This window comes from Ilumatobacter nonamiensis YM16-303 (assembly GCF_000350145.1).
Taxonomy (GTDB): Bacteria; Actinomycetota; Acidimicrobiia; order Acidimicrobiales; family Ilumatobacteraceae; genus Ilumatobacter_A; species Ilumatobacter_A nonamiensis.
The window spans coordinates 1-19,939 of sequence record NZ_BAOL01000064.1; the positions used below are offsets into that span (position 1 = coordinate 1).

General features: G+C 66.8%; 19 protein-coding genes. 9 read left to right on the plus strand and 10 right to left on the minus strand.

Annotation, left to right across the window (positions count from 1 at the left end; all coding sequences use genetic code 11):
• Positions 1-98: 98 nt before the first annotated feature.
• A complete protein-coding gene (locus ON45_RS07505; RefSeq protein WP_051062694.1) occupies positions 99-689 on the plus strand; it encodes a DoxX family protein in 591 nt (196 codons plus the stop codon).
• Positions 690-782: 93 nt separating this feature from the next.
• Positions 783-1,784, plus strand: coding sequence for an NADP-dependent oxidoreductase (locus ON45_RS07510; RefSeq protein ID WP_040493030.1), 1,002 nt, complete (start codon positions 783-785; stop codon positions 1,782-1,784).
• Between the two features lie 31 nt (positions 1,785-1,815).
• Here the strand turns inward: ON45_RS07510 and ON45_RS07515 are convergent, their stop codons facing one another.
• Positions 1,816-2,622, minus strand: coding sequence for an SDR family NAD(P)-dependent oxidoreductase (locus tag ON45_RS07515; RefSeq protein WP_040493031.1), 807 nt, complete (start codon positions 2,620-2,622; stop codon positions 1,816-1,818).
• A gap of 86 nt (positions 2,623-2,708) precedes the next feature.
• Between ON45_RS07515 and ON45_RS07520 the strand changes: the two genes are divergently transcribed.
• Complete coding sequence (locus ON45_RS07520; RefSeq protein ID WP_206537662.1) at positions 2,709-3,764, plus strand: 1-acyl-sn-glycerol-3-phosphate acyltransferase; 1,056 nt, start codon at positions 2,709-2,711, stop codon at positions 3,762-3,764.
• On the opposite strand, the gene ON45_RS07525 is transcribed toward ON45_RS07520, so the two are convergent.
• The 5 genes from ON45_RS07525 to ON45_RS21245 all read right to left on the minus strand — a co-directional run bounded on the left by ON45_RS07525 (position 3,757) and on the right by ON45_RS21245 (position 7,431).
• Positions 3,757-4,842: a lysylphosphatidylglycerol synthase transmembrane domain-containing protein gene (locus ON45_RS07525; RefSeq protein WP_040493032.1), complete on the minus strand. Its 1,086-nt coding sequence runs from the start codon at positions 4,840-4,842 to the stop codon at positions 3,757-3,759. The two genes, ON45_RS07520 and ON45_RS07525, sit on opposite strands and share 8 nt — an antisense overlap.
• Positions 4,839-5,663 (minus strand): patatin-like phospholipase family protein, encoded by an 825-nt coding sequence (locus ON45_RS07530; RefSeq protein WP_040493033.1) that lies wholly within the window; start codon positions 5,661-5,663, stop codon positions 4,839-4,841. The genes ON45_RS07525 and ON45_RS07530 overlap by 4 nt, the downstream gene beginning before the upstream one ends.
• 50 nt (positions 5,664-5,713) lie before the next feature.
• Positions 5,714-6,481 (minus strand): polyphosphate kinase 2, encoded by a 768-nt coding sequence (gene ppk2 / locus ON45_RS07535; protein WP_040493044.1) that lies wholly within the window; start codon positions 6,479-6,481, stop codon positions 5,714-5,716.
• A gap of 98 nt (positions 6,482-6,579) precedes the next feature.
• Positions 6,580-6,819 (minus strand): hypothetical protein, encoded by a 240-nt coding sequence (locus ON45_RS07540; protein WP_040493034.1) that lies wholly within the window; start codon positions 6,817-6,819, stop codon positions 6,580-6,582.
• Between the two features lie 39 nt (positions 6,820-6,858).
• On the minus strand, positions 6,859-7,431 hold the full coding sequence (locus ON45_RS21245; protein WP_051062695.1) for a TetR/AcrR family transcriptional regulator: 573 nt from the start codon (positions 7,429-7,431) through the stop codon (positions 6,859-6,861).
• Between the two features lie 124 nt (positions 7,432-7,555).
• Between ON45_RS21245 and ON45_RS07550 the strand changes: the two genes are divergently transcribed.
• Positions 7,556-9,178, plus strand: a complete 1,623-nt coding sequence (locus ON45_RS07550) for an MFS transporter (RefSeq protein ID WP_083914581.1) — start codon at positions 7,556-7,558, stop codon at positions 9,176-9,178.
• 33 nt (positions 9,179-9,211) lie between these two features.
• On the opposite strand, the gene ON45_RS07555 is transcribed toward ON45_RS07550, so the two are convergent.
• A complete protein-coding gene (locus ON45_RS07555) occupies positions 9,212-10,102 on the minus strand; it encodes an alpha/beta hydrolase (protein WP_040493036.1) in 891 nt (296 codons plus the stop codon).
• A gap of 17 nt (positions 10,103-10,119) precedes the next feature.
• Here ON45_RS07555 and ON45_RS07560 point away from each other — a divergent pair, with 17 nt between their 5' ends.
• The 3 genes from ON45_RS07560 to ON45_RS07570 all read left to right on the plus strand — a co-directional run bounded on the left by ON45_RS07560 (position 10,120) and on the right by ON45_RS07570 (position 13,303).
• A complete protein-coding gene (locus ON45_RS07560; RefSeq protein ID WP_051062696.1) occupies positions 10,120-10,512 on the plus strand; it encodes a hypothetical protein in 393 nt (130 codons plus the stop codon).
• A 36-nt stretch (positions 10,513-10,548) separates the two neighbouring features.
• On the plus strand, positions 10,549-12,234 hold the full coding sequence (locus ON45_RS07565; RefSeq protein WP_158412277.1) for a SulP family inorganic anion transporter: 1,686 nt from the start codon (positions 10,549-10,551) through the stop codon (positions 12,232-12,234).
• A 154-nt stretch (positions 12,235-12,388) separates the two neighbouring features.
• On the plus strand, positions 12,389-13,303 hold the full coding sequence (locus ON45_RS07570) for an HAD family hydrolase (RefSeq protein ID WP_040493037.1): 915 nt from the start codon (positions 12,389-12,391) through the stop codon (positions 13,301-13,303).
• A gap of 29 nt (positions 13,304-13,332) precedes the next feature.
• On the opposite strand, the gene ON45_RS07575 is transcribed toward ON45_RS07570, so the two are convergent.
• The 3 genes from ON45_RS07575 to ON45_RS07585 are packed head-to-tail and all read right to left on the minus strand — an operon-like array spanning position 13,333 to position 16,978.
• Positions 13,333-14,283, minus strand: coding sequence for a formylglycine-generating enzyme family protein (locus ON45_RS07575; protein WP_040493038.1), 951 nt, complete (start codon positions 14,281-14,283; stop codon positions 13,333-13,335).
• Positions 14,280-15,482, minus strand: coding sequence for a class I SAM-dependent methyltransferase (locus tag ON45_RS07580; RefSeq protein ID WP_040493039.1), 1,203 nt, complete (start codon positions 15,480-15,482; stop codon positions 14,280-14,282). The genes ON45_RS07575 and ON45_RS07580 overlap by 4 nt, the downstream gene beginning before the upstream one ends.
• Positions 15,479-16,978 carry an arylsulfatase gene (locus tag ON45_RS07585; protein ID WP_040493040.1) on the minus strand — a complete coding sequence of 500 codons (1,500 nt, stop codon included), beginning with the start codon at positions 16,976-16,978 and terminating at the stop codon, positions 15,479-15,481. Before ON45_RS07585 ends, ON45_RS07580 begins: the two co-directional genes overlap by 4 nt.
• Before the next feature lie 135 nt (positions 16,979-17,113).
• Between ON45_RS07585 and ON45_RS07590 the strand changes: the two genes are divergently transcribed.
• Positions 17,114-17,809: a hypothetical protein gene (locus ON45_RS07590; protein WP_040493041.1), complete on the plus strand. Its 696-nt coding sequence runs from the start codon at positions 17,114-17,116 to the stop codon at positions 17,807-17,809.
• Positions 17,810-17,909: 100 nt separating this feature from the next.
• Positions 17,910-19,939, plus strand: a 2,030-nt coding sequence (locus ON45_RS21250) for an MMPL family transporter (RefSeq protein ID WP_083914585.1), incomplete at its 3' end; no start/stop codon positions are given.

Genomic DNA, 19,939 nt, shown 5'->3' on the forward strand with positions numbered 1-19,939 from the left:
GCGCTCCGTGCGCGAACTGTTCACGAGATGGTCGCTCAACCGGGTGTTTCGCGTGTGGCATGGTTTGGGCAGCGGGTACGACACGAACGGAGATCGGCATGGCAATCACGGACGGACTCGAGCGCACCCTCGGCGACGGGGGTCAGACGAAAGGAATGTGGGCCTGGACTGCCCTCCGCCTGGCATTGGGTTGGTCGTTCGTCTGGGCGTTCTTCGACAAGCTGTTCGGTCTCGGCTTCTCGACGTGCCGGGTTTCCGACGACACGGGAGCCGCAACGAACACGATCGACTTCATGTGTGACTCGGCGATGCTGAAGGGTGGGTCGCCGACGTACGGGTTGCTCGAGTTCGGCACGCAGGGCAGCCACACGGGCGGTTTGTTCCGGTGGATGGCGTCGTCGGGTCCCGACACGATCGGCATTGCCGACATCCTGTTCATGCTCGCCCTGTTCTTCGGCGGGTTCGCGCTCATGCTCGGCGTCGGGGTCCGCATCGCCGCCATCGGTTGCGCCATCCTGATGGCGTTCATGTTCCTCGCACTCGACGTGTGGCCCGACACCAACCCGATCAACAGCAGCCACACCATCGAGATGATCGCCTTCCTCGGAATCGCGACCGTCGGGCCGGGCCGCTTCGCCCTGCAGAACTGGATGGTCAAGACCTTCCCGTTCATGAGCTGGGCCAAGTAGCGCCCCTCACGACAGCGCGCTCACCGATCTCCGCGAGAACGCTGGGATGCGTGCGCTTCGTCGACGGATCGGGCGGAGTGAGACGATTCGGCGATGACCACCACGCGCCGTGTCGCTCTGCTTCGCCGTCCCACCGGGCCGGCCACGCCCGACCATTTCGTCGTGGAGGACGTCGAACTCGATCCACTGCAGCCCGGTGAGGTCCGGGTGGGCGTGGAGTACATCTCCGTCGATGCCGCCACGCGCACGATGCTGCGTGGCGAGGGGTTCCACATGCAGGTGGGCATCGGCGAGACGATCCTCGCCGGGGGAGTCGGCCGGGTCGTGGAATCAGCGGCGGACGAGTGGAAGGTCGGCGACCCGGTCGTCGGCGGACTCGGCGCACAGACGATTTCGACGGTGCCGGGCGCGTTCCTCAACCGAGTCGATGACACGCTCGGTCCGCTCAGCCTGCACCTCGGTGTGCTCGGCGGATCGACCGGTGTCACGGCGTGGATCGGAATCCGCGAGGTCGCGAAACCGCAGCCCGGCGATTCGTTCGTCGTCTCGGCAGCCGCGGGCGCCGTCGGTTCGGTGGCGGGCCAGATCGCGAAACGCGACGGCGCGCGCGTCATCGGGATCGCCGGTGGCCCGGACAAGGTCCGGTATCTGCTCGACACGCTGGGTTTCGACGAAGCGATCGACTACAAGCACGACGACGTCGGCGCCCGCCTGGGGGAGCTCTGTCCCGACGGGGTGAACGGATTCTTCGACAACGTCGGCGGGCCGATCCTCGATGCGGTGCTCGACAACATCGCGCTGCACGGCAAGGTCACGATCTGCGGTGCGATCTCGCAGTACGACGACATGGACGACATCACCGGCCCGTCGATGTACCTGCGCCTCGCCGAACGTCAGGCGGTGATGGAGGGGTTCGCGTTCTTCCACTTCCCGGACCGCATGCAGCCGGCGATGGAGGAACTGGCCGGCTGGGTGGCCGACGGCTCGATCGCGCTCGGCGAGACCGTGCTCGACGGGATCGATCGCTATCCCGAAGCCCTCCAGGTCATGTTCGAGGGCGGCAACACCGGCAAGTTGCTCGTGCGCGCAAGCTGAGTCGTCGACACGATCTCCGCCCCCCGACCGCTCAGGATTCGGGTTGGGATTCCTGCCAGCGGCGGCCGACGTCGGCGTACATCTGGGGCGTCGGGAGTGCGAGCAGCGAGGCACCGCCGTCGACGCAGAGTGTCTGACCGGTGATGAACGAACCGAGGCCACTCGAGAGGAAGACCACGGCGTTGGCGATGTCCTGCGCCGAGCCCATCCGACCCAGTGGGGTCATCTCGCGGATGGCCTGGATCGCCGGCGCGACACTGAACACCCGCGCCGTCATCGGCGTCTCGATCAGCGCTGCGGCGACGGTGTTGAACCGAACTCCCGCATCGCCGTACTCGACGGCGGCGATCTTCGTGGCGTACTCCAGACCGGCCTTGGCGCTCGCATAGGCGGCGAGGCCGCGGGCCGGATTCTGCGCCGTCAACGAACTGATCGAGGTGAACGCTCCGCCGTTGCCGAGGTCGCGCATCGCATTGCCGGCATGGCGGATGCAGTACATCGCCCCTTGGATCTGCACCGCGTGCATCGCCGCGAGGTCGTCGGGTTCGAGGTCGGCGATCGGTGTCGAATGTTCGTATCCGGCGCAGTTCACGAACACGTCGAGTCGACCCGTCCGCTCCACCGTCGTGTCGACGAGCGCTCGCACCTGGGCGTCATCGGTGATGTCGCAGCCCAGCCCGATTCCTCCGATCTCGTCGGCGACGGCATCGACGACGTCGGTCCGCCGTGCAGCGATGACGACGGTCGCGCCCTGCTCGGCGAGGGTGCGGCTGATCGCCTCGCCGAATCCGCTGTGGCCTCCGACGACGACGGCGGTGGTGTCCGTGAACGTTCCCATGGCGGCCGACCGTAACGTTCGCTCGGCTCGTGACGAGAAGCCGACGGACGACGATCCATTCGATCTCGGCAATCCCGGTGCTATGCATGCGGGACGGCTCGACGGGGACGTTCCTCGCCGGACCGGCTCGACTCGCCATGACCGTTCCGCCGAAGTTCATCCGTCGCCTCGTCGTCGCACCGACCATGCTCGTCGCGATCGTGTTCGCGAACCTCTTCCTCCCCGTGTGGGTGGTCATCGCGGCGTTCGTATCGCGGTACGTGCCCGGCCGGTGGCGGATCCTTCGAGTGGCGTGGTTCCTCTTCGTCTATCTGCTCCTCGAGGCGATCGGAATCGTCGTGCTGTTCGCGCTCTGGGTCGCGTCGGGCTGTGGCTGGAAGCTCGGATCGCCACGGTTCGTCGACCTGCACTACCGATTCATGGGCTGGTTCCTGCGCCGCGCGCTCGGCGTCGCCCGCAAGACGTTTCGCGTCGTGATCGATGTCCAAGCCCACGACATCGCCCACGCCGATCGTCCGCTGATCGTGTTCAGTCGCCATGCGGGCCCGGGTGACTCGTTCCTGCTGATCGACGCGTTGTTGAACGGTCCCAATCGGCGGCGCCCGCGGATCGTCCTGAAGAACACACTCCAGTGGGATCCGTGCGTCGACATCCTCCTCAATCGACTCCCGAACCGATTCGTCGGCTCCGGCCGGAGTGGTGCCGGTCAGAGATCGGTCGAGGCGATCGCCGAACTCACATCGACGATGACCGCCGGCGATGCGTTCGTGATCTTTCCGGAGGGCGGGAATTTCACTCCGCGACGTCACGCCCGCGCGATCGAGAAGCTCGACGAGATCGGACGGCCCGAGCTCGCCGAACGCGCGCGGGGGATGGAGCACGTCCTCCCGCCGAAACCGGCGGGTGCGCTCGCGGCGATCGACGCCGCACCCACCGCGGATGTGATGTTCGTCGGTCACGTCGGACTCGAGGCGTTGTCGACGGTGAGCGACATCTGGCGCGGCATCCCGATGGACGCGTCGGTCTCCGCGACGTTCTGGGTGACCAACGCGATCGACGTGCCGGCACCTGCCGACCGCGAGCGGTGGCTGTACGACGAGTGGAAGCGACTCGACGACTGGATCGCCGCGAACGCTACGTGACGCTGGCGGAGCGGCGGCGCCAGAGGAGGAACGAACCCGCGCCGAGCACCATTCCCGGCAGGAACGTCAGTGTCCGCCAGATGAGCACGGCGGCGAGTGCATCGGCAGCGGTGGCATTGCCGGCGCTCACCAGGAGCGCGGTCAACGCGCCATCGACCGTGCCGAGGCCGCCGGGTGAGATCGGAATGAACGTACCGAGTCGTGCCATCCCGAACGCGAACAGTGCTGTGGCGAACGTGGTCGAACGGGCATTGTCCCGTTGGAGGCCCTCGAGTGCGATGTCGAGCACGGCGAACTGGGTGAGCTGGATGGCGACGTGCGCGGCGCTGATCTGCAGCCACCGCGTCGACAGCAGTCCGTGCGTCGATTCGCGGAAACGTACGAGGACCTCGCCCCAGCCGCGCGCTCGGTTGCGTTTGAACATTCGGAGAAAGACGTTCGCGACTCGTTCGGCCATCACCCCGAATCGACGTGCGACCTCGACGCTGCGCACCAGGCCCCGCAGCAGCAGGCCGACGAGCGCGAACCCGGCGAAGCCGAGCGCGATCGTCAACCACCAGGTCGGCGTGCTGTTGCCCGTGCCGACGAGAAAGCACACACCGACGAGGGGCATCAGCAGTGTCGCGAGGATGTTCCAGAGCGCGTTGACGCCGGTCGCCGCAGTGGCGCGGGTTCGATCGACGTCCTCGTCCGCGAGCATCGCGTACTGCGTGGGGAGCACGATGGCCCCACCGCCGGGAATCCCGTTGCTGATCATGAACGAGGTGTTCGCGACGCTGAACGCAGCGCGGTAGCGGAGTTCGGGCAGGACGGCGATCCACTGAGTCGCGTACACGATGATGCTCAACACGGCGGCGACGAGCAGTGCGAGGAGCCAGTGCGGCGGGAGATCGAGCGCCGCGTCGGTGGCCTTCTCGAAGTCGCCGAACTGGGGCAGGATGCCGAACAGGACGATCGCGATGGCGGCGACGGTCAGCGTGGTGAGGATGACCTGGCGGCGGCGCGATGGCGCGTCGGGGATGAGTTCCTCGATGGTCGTCTGCTGCGTCTCGGGTGACGGATCTTCGAGCGGACTCACGGAACGAGATCGTCCAGGTACGTCGTGGTCGCCGCCCGGGCGTTGGCCATGAGCGCGTCGGTGTCGCTGAAGTCGCTCCAGTTCAGTTGGCGCTTGTCGTCGGGTTCGAGCGTGTTGCCACTCGGCAACAGGTGGACGGTGACTCCCTCGGGGAGTTGATCGTGAAGCGTTGCGAACCGGTGTCGGCGGGAGATCTCGAACGCCACCAGTCCCGCCTCGTACCAGCGCTTCGGCACCGAGAGGCGTTGCTCGACGCGGCCGACCTGCAGGACGTAGAGCGTCGTGGCACCGAGCTCGATCGCGCGACTGATCGGCACCGAGTTGACGAGACCACCGTCGTAGAAGTGCTCACCGTTCACCTCGACGGGCGGAAAGAGTCCGGGGATCGACGACGATGCGAGGAGCGGCGGCATCAGCGGCCCACTTCGGAACCAGGTCTCTGCGGCGCGCTCGATCGACGCGGCGACACATTCGAAAGGGATTCGGAGATCCTCGAACCGACGGGCGGGCAGCTGGTCCTCGAGCCAGTCCTCGAACGCGTCGTGCGTGATGAGCGATGGCGCGAGGCGGACGAGATTCCGGAGTTGGTCCCGTCGGCGTGGGACGAGCGCCGCCGAGTCGGCGAGCGTGCGCCACGCTCGTTCGAGCTGATCGATCCCGGCCCGTGTGGGCTCGCCGGCGAACATCGCCCCGTTGATCGCGCCGATCGAGGTTCCGACGATCAGGCCCGGGGTGATCTCTGCGTCGGTCAGTGCTCCCAGCATTCCGACTTCGACCGCACCCCAGCGACCGCCGCCACCGAGTACGAACGCCACCGACATCGGAACGACGTTACTGGGAGTGTCGGAGCGAACGCCCCGCGGGCGCGCGGTCAGTAGTTCAGGTCGACGAACGTCTGATCGTCGATCGGCGGTCGGATGTAGGAGACATCGTCACGCTCGGGGATGACGACCGGGTCGGGAACGGTGTTCTCGTACGGGATGGATTGCAGGATGTGCCCGATGCAGTTCAGTCGCGCCCGACGCTTGCAGTCCGACGGCACGACGTACCACGGGGCCTGCTTGATGTCGGTGTACTGGAAGGTGGTGTCCTTCGCCATCGAGTACTGCACGTAGCGGCGGTGTTCCTCGAGGTCGATCTCGGACAGCTTCCAGCGCTTCAACGGTTCTTCGTTCCGTGCGGCGAACCGACGACCCTGTTCCTCGTAGCTGACCGAGAACCAGTACTTGAGCAGGATGATCCCCGACCTGACGAGCATCCGTTCGAACTCGGGACAGGTGCGAAGGAACTCGGCGTGCTGCTGCTCGGTGCAGTAGCCCATGACGCGCTCGACGTTGGAGCGGTTGTACCAGCTCCGATCGAACAGCACCATCTCGCCGCCGGACGGCAACAGCGGGACGTAGCGCTGGAAGTACCACTGGGTCTGTTCCCGCTCGGTGGGTTTCGGGAGCGCCTCGACGCGCACGATCCGCGGGCTCGTCCGTTCCGTGAGCCGCTTGATCACCCCGCCCTTGCCCGCCGATCCTCGGCCTTCGAAGATGACGAGGACGCGGAGACCGTTCCGTTGGACCCAGTACTGCAACTGGACCAACTCCTCCTGCATCCGCGCGAGTTCGGCTTCGTAGAACTTCTTCCGCATCCGACCGTCGGGGTGATAGTTCGCCTCGCCGGCAGGACGTTCCCACTCCGAGAGTTCGGGCGACGACAGCTCGTCCTCGGGTCGGCGTCGGTCGGACATCAGTCGTTGTCGAGCCGGTCCACGACGTGATGGGCGGCGTCGGCGATCTTCCCCTTCACGCCGCCCTCCTCGGCGACCTGCTGGAGCCGGGCGTCGAGCAGGCCGAGGTCGGCGCGGAGGTCCTCGACGGGTGACACCTTGCCGTCACCGTCGAGATCGAACGCGCCGAGCTGCACCTCCTCGTCGTCGAGTTGTTCGCCCTCGTTCTCGGTGGTGCGGGATTCGGAGTCCTGTGCCATGACCGGAATGTAGTCGTGCGACGGTGCGGGGGTCTCCGCTCACACCGCGTACGGCGCGAGAAAGCGGTCGACGACTTCGACCGCCAACTTGTCGAGTTGATCCTGGTCACCGAGGAGTGAGGAATAGACCAGCGGTCCGAACAGGATCCGCGAGGCCATCTCGACGTCGATGTCTGCGGGCAGGATTCCTTCCTCGATGCCGAGGTCCACGATGGTGCGGAGCGTCGCGGTCTTCGACGTGCGGTCGATCTCGATGCACGCAGCGACCGCGGGCATGGTGACCTGCAACGACATCATCGCCGGGATGATCCGCGACCACTCGGGGTCCGCGAGCGTTGCTGCGCCATCGTTCACGTACCACCGCAGTGCCGACTCGAAGCCGTCGGTCAGATTGGGTTGGGTGAGGGCAGGGATGTTGCAGCGCACGACGTCGATGAGCATGTCGTCACGCGACGACCACTGCCGGTACAGGGTCGATTTCGCCACACCGGATGCCTCGGCGACCGCATCGACCGTGACCCCGCGGGGACCCGACTCGACCAGGAGATCGGTCGCGGCGCGCAGCAGCCGCTCCCGGCTCCTCGCTGCTCGTGGTGATGGGGTGTCGCTCATTGGTCGGACCTTCTGGCGGTGGCCGCGTCGCGATGCCGGTCGGGTTACGTCGGTCACATTGTGTCCTTTTCGCTCGACATCGGGGAACCCCACGTTATCATCGCTACGAAACCGTTTCGTTGCGATGTGTGATGAAACACCCCGCCACCCACCTTCGGAGAACACCGTGAACCACCCGACCGAAACAACGGAGCCGTCCTCGACGGTCCTGACCGACCCCAAGGATCAACGCAACATCCTGATCGCGATGTGCACCGCGCTGATTGCCGTCATCGCCTCGGTGTCGGGGCTCAACGTCGCCCAGCAGGACCTCGCGATCGATCTGGGTGCGTCGCAGAGCGCCGTGCTCTGGATCATCAACGCGTACACGATTGCGCTGGCCGCGCTGCTGTTGCCGATCGGAGCGATCGGCGACCGTTGGGGTCGCAAGCCGGTCCTGCTCACCGGTCTCGCCGTGTTCGGCCTGGCGAGTCTCGGTGCAGCGCTCGCCCCGACGGTCGGCCTGATGATCGCGGCTCGCGTCGCGGCCGGTGTCGGTGCAGCGATGATCATGCCGGTCACGCTGTCGGTGATCACGTCGAGTTTCCCCCCGGAGGACCGGGCGCGGGCGATCGGCATCTGGGCAGGGTTCGCGGGAAGCGGAGGCATCCTCGGATTGTGGGTGTCGGCGTTCATGGTCGACGTCGTCACCTGGCGCTGGTTGTTCGTCCTCCCCATCGGCCTGGTCATCGTGTCGGCGATCGCTTCGGTCATGTTCGTCCCGAACTCGGTCGAGCACGCCACGCACCGGTTCGACATCGGCGGCTCGCTGCTGTCCGCACTCGCGATCGGCGGGATCGTGCTCGGCATCCACGAGGGCCCCGAGCGCGGTTGGACCGACCCGATCACACTCGCCGGAACCATCGTCGGCGTCGTCGCACTCGTCGCATTCGTGATGTGGGAACGGCGTCAGGCCAACCCACTCCTCGACATGTCGGCATTCCGCGACCGCGGTCTGTCGTCGGGTTCGGCCACCCTGCTGATCGTGTTCGCCGTGATGTTCGGCATCTTCCTCGTGCTCTTCCCGTACCTCCAAGCTGTCGTCGGGTGGTCCGCTCTCCGTGCGGCCGCTGGGCTGCTGCCGATGGCGGCCGTGATGATGCCGATGTCGACTCTCGCACCCCGGGTGGCCGCACGGTTCGGCTCGCGGGCAACGATGATCACCGGTGTCGCGATCTTCGGGATCGGCATGATGACGCTCGCGCTGCGGGCGTCGGTCGAAGGCGGCTACATGTCGGTACTGCCCGGCCTGATGATCCTCGGCTTCGGGATGGGTCTGACGATGACCCCGGCCACCGAGGCGATCACCGCGACGCTTCCGCAGGAGAAGCAAGGTGTGGCGTCCGCTCTCAACGACACCTCTCGTGAGGTCGGCGGAGCGCTCGGAGTCGCACTGCTCGGTTCGATCCTGAGCTCGGGGTACCGGTCGGCGATCGAACCCGCACTCGAGGGCCTGCCGCCGGAGCTCGCCGAGCATGCGAGCGAGGGCATCGGCAGCGCCTACGCCGTCGCTGCCGAAGCGGGTGACGCCGCACCACAGATCATCGACGCCGCACAGCACGCGTTCGTCGAGGGTTGGGTCTCGTCGATGTGGATCGGCGTCGCGCTGGCCGGCGTTGCGTTGGCGGTCCTGGTGTTCCGTGGTCCGGGTACCGGCAAGGCCGTCGCTCCGGCTGCCGATCGCGAGTTCGAAATCGCCTCTGCCTGAAGATGCGCGTTGGTGACGGTCACCAACACGCATTCACGGGCGTGGGCTGTGGGCGCGGATGAAGCGGGCGGCGTATGCGAGCGCTTCCTTCGCCTCGGGCATGACGCCCGCGAACATCGGATAGACGTGCCACATCTCTTCCGCGAGGTCCAGTTGGACGTGAACTCCCGCAGCGGCGGCACGTTCGGCGAGTCGGGTGGAGTCCGCCAGCAGGACTTCGTCGGTCCCGGTCTGGATCAGCATCGGCGGGAGACCGGCGAGGTCGGCGAACAGCGGCGAGACCCCTGGGTCGTCGAGCGGTGTGTCGGCCGCGTACATCTCGGCCGATGAGCCGAGCAGCTGCGGTTTGATCATCGGGTCGAGGTCGGCCAAGGTCTGCACCGATTCCCCCGATCCGGTGAGGTCGGTCCAGGGAGACAGCACGTAGGCGCACGCCGGCAGTGGGTCGCCCGCATCGCGCAGCGCACACAACGTTGCGAGGGTCGCACCGCCACCTGCGGAGTCTCCGGCGATCGTGATCCGCGAGGGGTCGACGCGACCGGCGATGTCGCGGTAGGCCGCGACGCAGTCGTCGATCGCCGCCGGATACGGGTGCTCCGGCGCGAGGCGGTAGTCGATCACCGTGACCACAGCTTCTGCGAGTTTCGCGAGGCGAGCGGCGAGAGCGATGTGGCTCTTCGGCGAGCCCAGGATGTAGGCCCCGCCGTGGATGTAGAGGATGTGGCGTTCGGCCTCGACCGCAGTCGGAGTCGCGACGATCGCAGGCACGCCGCCGACCGAGGTGTCCGCGTAGTCGACCTTGCGGGGACGTGGCAGCTTGTCGAGTCGATCCATCGCGGCGCGGCGCACGTCGATCGGCGTTGACTCGTCCGGCAGTGCCCGACCCATCGCCTTGCGCATCAACCTGGCCCGATAGCTCGTCATCGCGTCACCATAGGCCCGTGGGTACTCTCGCTCGGATGGTCTCGACGAGCTTTCCCGTTCGCTTCACCGGGTGGAACCGATTCATGAAGGTGCTCGGGATGTCCCCGAGCAACTCGTACCTCGAGATCGATGCCGAGGAGGTACGCGTGCGGATGGGGTGGACATTTTCACTCGTCGCACCGCGTGCATCGGTGGGCTCGGCCGAACTCGATGATCGCCGCGTCTGGGGATGGGGGGTCCACGGGTGGCGCGGGCGTTGGCTGGTCAACGGCTCCTCGTCGGGAATCGTTCGGTTCCCGATCGATCCTCCCGTGCGGGCTCGACTGCTCGCGATCGTGCCGATCACGGTCCACGAGATCAGGATTTCGCTGGACGATCCGTCGGCCGCGATCGATCTCCTCGCCGCCTGATTTCGACGAAGCACCGACTTCTCTATGGTGTGGCCCGTGGCGAGCCGACCCGACCTCGACATCGACGGTCTCGAGAAGGACACGATCTCGTCGGGTGCGGTCTCGGGTTTCGCGACCGGCGTGTTCTCGATCCCCGAAGGGATGGCGTACGCATCGCTGGCCGGGGTGAACCCGCTGTACGGGCTGTACTCGGGACTGGTGTCGTCGCTGGTCGCCTCGTTGACGACGGGCACGGTGTTGATGATCTCGACGCTGACGAGCGCGATTGCCCTGTCGACGGGAAGCGTGCTCGACGTCGCCGACGTGTCCGACGACGACATGCCGCGGGCGTTGTTCACGGTCACGCTGCTGACGGGCGCGGTGATGCTCGGGCTCGGCCTGGCGCGGATGGGGAGCATGGTCAGCTTCGTGTCGAACTCCGTGATGACCGGCTTCGTCGCTGCGGCGTCGGTCCTCATCATCGTGGGTGAACTGGGCGACTTCTCCGGCTACGACCCCGACGGTTCGAACAAGATCGCCGAGATCTGGGACTGGTTCGTCCACATCGGCGACTGGGACGGCGCGACGACCGCCGTGGGACTCGTGACCGTCGTGCTCGTGATCATCGGCAAGCGGATTCCCGCGACCGAGAAACTGGCACCTGTGATCGTGCTGCTCGCGATGACCGTCGCCGTGACGATTCTCGACCCGTCCAGCGTCGCAACCGTCGCGGACATCGCGTCGATCCCCCGTGGTCTGCCGGCCCCGGACCTCCCCGCCTTCGCGTTGATTCCCGACCTCGCGCTCGGGTCGGTGTCGGTCGCGATCGTCGCCCTCGTGCAGGGCGCCGGGATCAGCACGGCCTATCCCAACCCGGACGGAACCACCGCGTCGCCGAGTCGCGACTTCCGGGGTCAGGGTCTGGGCAACATCGCCGGCTCGTTCTTCCAGTCGATGCCGACCGGTGGATCGTTGTCGCGGACCGGGATCTCCGTCGGCGGCGGGGCGAAATCCCGTTGGGGTGGCATCTTCGCCGTCGTGTGGCTCGGCGTGTTGCTGTTGCTGTTCGGCAGCCTGGCCGAGCTGGTGCCGTTGGCGGTGATCGCCGGGCTGCTGTTCGTCATCGCCGGGGAGTTGGTGGTCGGCCGGCTCGCGAACGCCGAGCTCGCCGCTCACAGCTCGTGGGGCTCGACGGCGGCGATGGTCGTGACGTTCGTCGCGGCGATGTTCATCCCCCTGCAGTGGACGATCTTCATCGGGGCGGGACTCTCGCTCGTCGTGTTCATCGGCCGCTCGTTCCAGGGCGGCAAGGTCTCCGAGTTGGCCCGGAGCGACGACGGTTACTGGAGCGAGCACGACGCCCCGCGAACGCTCACCTCGAACACGGTGACAGTGATCGGACTCCGGAACTGGAAGTTCTTCGCTGACGTGCCGCGCCTCGCCGAGCTCATGCCGCGACCCGGCGATGCGTCGGGAGCGGTGGTGGTCGTCCGGTCTCGCGATCTCGACGACATCCAGTCGACGGGGCTGCGGATGGTGGACAACTATCGGGCGCTGCTTGCCGAATCCGGCAATCACCTCGTCCTGGCCGGCGTCCAGCCGCACGTTGCCGAGACTCTCGAGCGCACAGGCATCGCTGACAAGATCGGACCCGACCACATCTTCCTCGCGGGCCCCGACGTGACCCGGTCACTCGATGATGCGTGGGAGTTCGCTCACGACCTCGTCGCCGGCGACAGCTGACGCCGACGGCGGACGTTCATCCGTCGTTCACCGCGGTGGATTGCGGCGCGTCGAAGGTTTGCCTAGTCTCCCCGTGGCCACACGGTCAACGAGGAGAGTGTCATGGCGAAGCTGTGCCCCGCTCACCCACTGCCATCACACAGGGAGAATCAGAATGAGTGAGCACACACTTGCGTCGTGGAACGACGGCCCGACACGACAGTCGATTCTCGACTTCGTCGCCGCTGCCGACGACCTGCCGGTCGAACAACGCGTCGCCGTGTTCGACAACGACGGAACCCTCTGGTGCGAGAAGCCGTCCTACACGCAGCTGTTGTTCATGCTGGGGGAACTGCATCGTGCGGTGGCGGCGGACGCAACGGTGGGCGAGCGCTCCGAGTACCGAGCGCTGCTCGACGACGACAAAGCCAAGCAGGCGGAGCTCGGCCTCCCCGCGATCGCGATGGCGCTGGTCGAGCTGTGCGCGGGAATCACCGCCGCCGAGTTCGAGCGTCGGGTGCTCGCGTTCTTCGAGTCCGCCCGCCATCCGACTCTCGATGTGCCGCTGAAGCAGCTCCGCTATCAGCCGATGTTGGAGCTCGTCGACCTGCTGCGTGAACACGACTTCTCGGTGTTCATCGTGACCGGTGGCGGAACCGAGTTCGTACGCGCCATCTCGAACGACTTCTACGGTGTCGCCCCCGAGCGCGTCGTCGGCTCGATGATCGGCTACGAGGTCCAGCGCGACGATCAGGACCGTCCGCACCCGATTCGGACGAAGACGATGTTCGGCGAGGTCGACGAAGGCGACGCGAAGGTGTCGAACCTCCAGATGGGTCTCGGTCGACGCCCGATCTTCGCCGCGGGCAACACGCCGGGTGACGCCTCGATGATGGAGTACGCCCGCACGTCCGACGGTCCGACCCTGGCCCTGCTGGTCGACCACGACGACGCCGATCGCGAGTTCGCGTACGAGGGGAAGGCAGCGAGTTTCGACAGCGCCGGCTCGTTCGTCGATGCGGGCCGTGACCTCGGGTGGACGATCGCGAGCATGCGCGACGACTGGTCGCAGATCTTCCCCGCGTCGTGACGGACCATCGGGTGTCAGACACCCGATGGTCAACTCGGTGATTCGTAGGCGACCCGGAACCCGGCGTGGCTCATGCCGGTGTCGATCATCTGCGGACGGCGCGCCGCCGGTCGGTAGCGGAGGCAGTAGCTGTCGGCACACAGGTGCGACCCGCCCTTGATCACCTTGCGCGGGACACCGAACTGCGGTTGGGCCGGGTCGAAGCTGTCGGCGATGTCACCGCCGCGCGGGTTCGTCGGCACGCAGCAGGGCTTGTCGGCATCTTCGGGATGCCGCGACGTCCACCAGTCGTCGGTCCATTCCCACACGTTCCCGGCCATGTCGTGCAGGCCGAACCCGTTCGCCGGGAAGGACCCGACAGGCGCGGTGCGCAGGTAGCCCGACTCGCCGGTCGAGCGCCACGGGAAGTCGAGACCGTCCCAGGTGTTCGCCATCAGTGCGCCGTTCGGTCGGGCCTCGTCACCCCAGGTGAACGCCGATCCGTCGAGACCGCCGCGCGCGGCGAACTCCCACTCGGCTTCGGAGGGGAGACGACCGCCGGCCCATTCGGCGAACGCGGATGCGTCCTCGTGGGCGATGTGGACGACCGGATGGTCGAGTCGATCCGCGGTCGACGAACCCGGTCCTTCGGGCCGCGACCACGATGCGCCCGGCGTCCAGACCCACCACTGACTGAGGTGGCGCAGGTCGACCGGTCCCGGCGTGGGCTGGAAGACGAGCGAGCCCGCCACCAGGTTCTCCGGCGGAGCCCCGGGATAGTCGGCCGGATCGAGTGGGCGTTCGGCGATCGTGACGTAGCCGGTCGCCTCGACGAACTCGGCGAAGCGCGCGTTGGTCACCTCGAAACGGTCGATGGCGAACGCATCGACGCGGACCCGATGGGTCGGGGACTCCTCGGGGTAGTGGTCGTCCGAGCCCATCGTGAACTCGCCGCCCGCGAGATCGACCCGATCCGGTGTGGCGTCGACTCGATCGGTCACGACGTCGAACCTACCGATGCATCGATGACGACGAGGTCGTGGTTCCAGAGTCGTTCGACGAAGCGGAGGGCGCCGGGGCCGAGGTCGCGGATCGGGCGGGTCCCGTCGATCGAGCGGAACAGGTCGAGTTCCGCGCGATCCGCGAACATCACGAGATCGGTGAACGCGTGCGCGCGGTTGAGCAGTGCGGCAGCAGCGCCGGGCGGGAGGCGTTCCTCGACCGCGATCGCCGTGGGCACGACGATCGGGACCCACGCGTCGGCGTCGGCCCCGGAGAAGTCGAGTGTGTCCGTCGGCGGATCGTCGTCCGCGAACGCGATCACCGTGTGCCGGGCGATGGTGCCGCGGAACAACTCGACGGCGGCGTACTGCTCGTCGACGGGCAGCTCCGCGATCCGTGAGGCGTGCGGCGTCTCGCTGATCGAGCCGCAGTCGGGTCGATACGGCGCCTGTCGCTCCCATCGTCCGAAGCGAAGTCCGGCGGCGTCGAGGAGAGCGAGGAGTTCGGGGACGGTGTAGGCGCGGTCACGGGGGTTGAGCAGCGCGTCGGCGAGCGCATCGTCGTCGTGGATGTCGCGGGAGTTCCGCAGGACGTGGTCGAGGGGATGGCCGACGGGCAGCTCGCGGAGTGTCGCGACGAGGTCGGCCAGTTCGGTCGAAGTCGGGGCCACGCCCAGCCGGCGACAGTACTCCTGCATCACATAGATCCCCGCTCGGCCGTACTGCGCATAGACCATGAGCGTCAGGGCGCCGCCCGGAGCGAGCGCACCGCGCAACGCCGCCAGCGCACTCGGTGGATCGGCGAGGTGGTGCAGCACGCCGGTGCAGACGATGTGGTCGAACGATTCGTGGAGTTCGGCGACGTTCTCGATCGGCAGCTGGTGCACCTCGAGGTTGGACAGGTCGTGCTGTTCGATGAGTCGGCGGGTGTGATCGATGCTGGTGGTGCTGACGTCGATCCCCACGACCCGCGCGCGCGGATTTCGCGCCGCGTGGCGCGCCGCCTGCGATGTTCCACACCCGGCGACCAGCAGCGTCGGCTCGTCGGGGACGGGCCGACGCGGCCAGACCAGATGGTGCGCGGTCCGCCGCCCCTCGACGTCGAGAACGCGAACTGCGCTCAGGTCGTCGACGGGCGGCGGATACGGATGTCGTTCGTAGAAGCCCGCGATCGGATCGTCGTGGACCGCTCGGGTCACGCGCTGGTCACACCCGCCTTCAGTTTCTCCATCACCTTGTCGATGTTGAACGACGCCGGTTCCTGCCGTGGCGGGAACTCGCGCAGCGTCTCGAGCATCTGCGCGACGTACGCCTGGGCCGGCACGAGCAGGAAGACGTGATCGAGCATCCAGTCGTAGTACGTGTTCGACGTGATGTCGGCGCGTTCGAACGGATCGGTCTTGAGGTTGAAGATCTTCGGCACGCGCAATTCGGTGTACGGCTCCATCCACACCTGCAGCGTTCCGGAGGCACGCTGCTCGAGGAAGACGAACTTCCAGTTGCCGAAGCGCAGCGCCGTGAGGTCGCCGTCGTCGGACACGTAGAAGAAGTGGTCCCGCGGGCTGTCGTCGGCTTCGCCCGTGATGTACGGGAGCTGATCGTGTCCGTCGAGATACACCTTGTAGTCGTTGCCGTCGAGGTTGGTGCCCTCCCGCAACCGATCGACGATCTCGGTGTTGCCGGCCGCGGCGAGGAGGGTCGGGAACCAGTCGTTGTGGCTGACGATTCCGTTGAGGACCGTGCCCGCCGGGATGTGCCCGGGCCAGCGGACCATCGCGGGAACGCGGTACGCCCCCTCCCAGTTCGAGTTCTTCTCGTTGCGGAACGGCGTCATCCCGGCGTCCGGCCACGAGTTCATGTGAGGACCGTTGTCGGTCGAGTACATCACGATGGTGTTGTCGGCGATGCCGAGTTCGTCGAGGAGGTCGAGCATGCCACCGACCACGTCGTCGTGATCCAACATCGTGTCGTGGTACTCGGACTGCCACCGACCGGCGCGGCCGCGGCTCTCGGGCTTGCCGTGTGTGCGGAAGTGCATGTGGGACGTGTTGAACCACACGAAGAACGGGTTGTCCTCGTCGGCCTGACGCTTGATGAAGTCGGTCGCGGCATCGCTGAACTCGTCATCGACGGTCTGCATCCGCTTCTTGGTGAGCGGGCCGGTGTCCTCGATCCGCTGCGTGCCGTCGTCGTTCGCCCACGACCTGATGACACCGCGCGGTCCGAATCGCTCGGCGAAGTTCGGGAAGTCCTCCCCGGACGGGTAGTCGCGGAGTTCGGGCTCCTCCTCGGCGTTGAGGTGATACAGGTTGCCGAAGAACTCGTCGAAGCCGTGTGCGGTGGGGAGGTGCTCGTCGCGGTCACCGAAGTGGTTCTTGCCGAACTGGCCGGTGGCGTACCCCTCGGCCTTGAGCGCTGTCGCGATCGTCGGATCCTCGGCCTGCAGGCCGATCCGGGCGCCGGGCATGCCGACCTTGGTCAGTCCGGTGCGGTACGGGTTCTGCCCGGTGATGAACGCGGCGCGACCGGCGGTGCAGCTCTGCTCGCCGTAGTAATCGGTGAACCGCACACCTTCGTTCGCGATGCGGTCGATGTTGGGGGTGCGATATCCCATCAGGCCGTCGCTGTAACAGCTCAGGTTGGAGATCCCGATGTCGTCACCCCAGATGATCAGGATGTTCGGTTTGTCGGCCATGGAAGTTCTCGTTTCTGTCGCGGATGCGGTGGTGTGCCCGATGCGAACATAGCTGGTCGCCCGATCGCGTTTCCGCACTCGCGTCCCGCGGGTTCGAGCAGGTCTAGGATCCCTCCTGGAGGCGATGGAACAGCCGTGGACGTGAACTCGACGGAGGTCCCGAACCTCCCCCTCGTCGCTCGGACGCGCGGGTCGCGCGCGGCACTCGCGGGACTGGTGTTCGCGCTGTTGTTCACCGCGGGATGGGTGCTGACGAGGGCGAGTCCCAGCCTCGACGCCTCCGATGCCGAGATGCTCGACTACTTCGAGTCCTCGAGCCGCCGCCAGGCGTCGTCGATCGCCGCGCTGTACGTGCTTCCGTTCGCGGCGATCGCCTTCATCTGGTTCGCCGCGGCGTTCCGGGATCGCGTGGTGCGCGGTGGAGGCCGTGAGCACACGATGCTCGCAACGGTGCACCTCATGTCGGCGACGTTGTTCGCGACGGCGCTCTTCTTCGTCGCGGCGATCGAGTTGACGCTCGTGTGGCGAATCGAGTCCGGTTCGGTCGATCCGGCCGGGGCCCGCGCGACCATCGCCATCGGCACGGCGACCGGTCAGCTGATCGCGCTGCGAATCGGTGCGGTCTTCGTGGCGATCAGCACGACCAGAGCGCTGCGCTCCGGGCTGTTCCCGCGCTGGTACGGCTACCTCAGCTTCGGGATCGCCGCCGCACTGTTGCTCGTCGCCACCCAGGTCACGGTCGTGATGCTGGCGCTGCCGCTCTGGGTCCTCGTCTCGAGTCTGTTGGTGCTGATCCCTCGCCGGAATCGGGAGGAACTGGTCGAGTCCTGACCTGTGGGGGCGAGCGTCCGTGGCCTCACCGGTCGTCTGTGCCGCGTGACACACCCGGGGTCGGTTGCATCTGTTCCATCGCCTGAACAGCATGGCCATCATGACTTCGTCTGCTCCAGCAGATTCCTCGCACGCCACACCCGCGAACCAGGATGCCTCCCGCCCGTCGATCTGGGCGCGGCTCGGTGGGTTCTCGTTCCGGAATCGGCGCGCCGTGCTGCTGGCATGGATCGCCGTCCTGATCGTCGTGTTCGGCGCGGTGGGAGTCGTCGGGACGGCGTCGGAGAGTTCGTTCGAGAGCCCCGACTCCGAGTCGGCGCGCGGGTTCGAGGTCCTGACCGAGAACTTCGACAGTGCCGGCAGTTTCATCTCCGGTTCGATCGTCTACGAAGCGGACGGCGGCGTCGATCGGCCCGAGGTCCAGGAGGCGATGACCGACCTGTTCGAGGAGGTCGATGCGCTCGACGGGGTCACCGTCACGAGCCCGTACTCCGAACTCGGCGCGCAGTCCGGGCTCATCTCCCAGGACGGCACGATCGCACGCGCCACCCTCGACTTCTCCGAGGACGTCACCGAGACCGAGTCCGCGGAGGCGGGTGTCGAGATCAACGAACTCGTCGGCGACATCGAGATCGAGGGATTGAACATCGAGGTGGGCGGTGCCGCGCTCGCCGAGTTCGAGCCGCCGGAGGCCGAGCTGATCGGCCTCGCGTTCGCGGTCGTCATCCTCATCCTCGCGTTCGGGTCCGTCCTCGCGATGGGACTCCCGATCGGTGTCGCGCTGTTCGGTGTGGGCATCGGTGTCGGCTGCATCCAACTGCTGACCAACGTGTTGTCCATCCCGGACTTCGCCACGACCCTCGGGGCGATGATCGGTCTCGGGGTCGGGATCGACTACGCCCTGTTCATCGTCACCCGCTACCGGGAGGGGACCCGCGCCGGGCTCGATCCGGAGCGGGCGACCATCACGGCGATCGACACCGCGGGTCGCGCGGTCGTCTTCGCGGGATCGGCCGTCGTCATCTCGCTGCTCGGCATGTACATCATCGGCTTGGCGTTCGTGAACGGCCTCGCGACCGGGGCTGCCGTCACGGTGGCGATCACGATGGTGGCGTCGGTGACGTTGCTCCCCGCGCTGATCGGTTTCGCCAAGGATCGCGTCGAGATCACGCGGTATCGCGGGCTGATCATGGCCGGCGGCGCGTCGCTCGCCCTGCTCGGCGTCGGGATCGGTGTTCCCGTGCTCGGTCTGGTCGGGCTCGGCGTGCTGGTCGTGACTCTCGTGTTGTCGTTCTTCGTGCCGAAGCTCCGTGAAGCACTTCCGCCTCGCCCCCATCGCGACCTGCGCGACACCTGGTCGTACAAGTGGAGCCGGTTCGTGCAGCATCGCCCGTGGCCGGTCGCCATCTGCGTCACGCTCCTGCTGTTGCTGCTGGCGTCGCCCGTCCTCGGGCTGCGACTCGGGTTCGGCGACGAATCGACCTACGCCGAGAACACCACGACCCGTCAGGCGTACGAACTGAATGCCGAAGGCTTCGGGGCCGGGAGCAACGGGCCGTTGCTGCTCGTCGCCGAGATCGACGACCCTGCACAGGTCGGGACGGTCACCGGTCTCGTCGAGACGCTGAACTCGACCGAAGGAGTCGCACGGGCGCTCGGACCGATCCCGTCGGAGGACCAGTCGGCAGTCCAGATCATCGTGCTCCCCACGACCGGTCCGCAGGAGGAAGCGACGAGCGATCTCGTGAACGACCTGCGCGACGACATCATCCCCGCTGCCACCGACGGCACCGACCTCGAGGTCTTCGTGACGGGATCCGTCGCTTCGAGCGTCGACTTCAGCAGCTACCTCGGCGAGCGGATTCCGTACTTCTTCGCCGCGGTCCTGTCGCTGTCGTTCCTGCTGCTGATGATGGTGTTCCGCTCCGTGCTCGTCCCGCTGAAGGCGGTGATCATGAACCTCCTGTCGATCGGTGGCGCCTACGGCCTCGTGGTGATCATCTTCCAGTGGGGGTGGGGCGTCGACCTCCTCGGCACCGGCAACGGACCGATCGAACCGTTCCTCCCGATGATGCTCTTCGCGATCGTGTTCGGCCTCTCGATGGACTACGAGGTGTTCCTGCTCTCCCG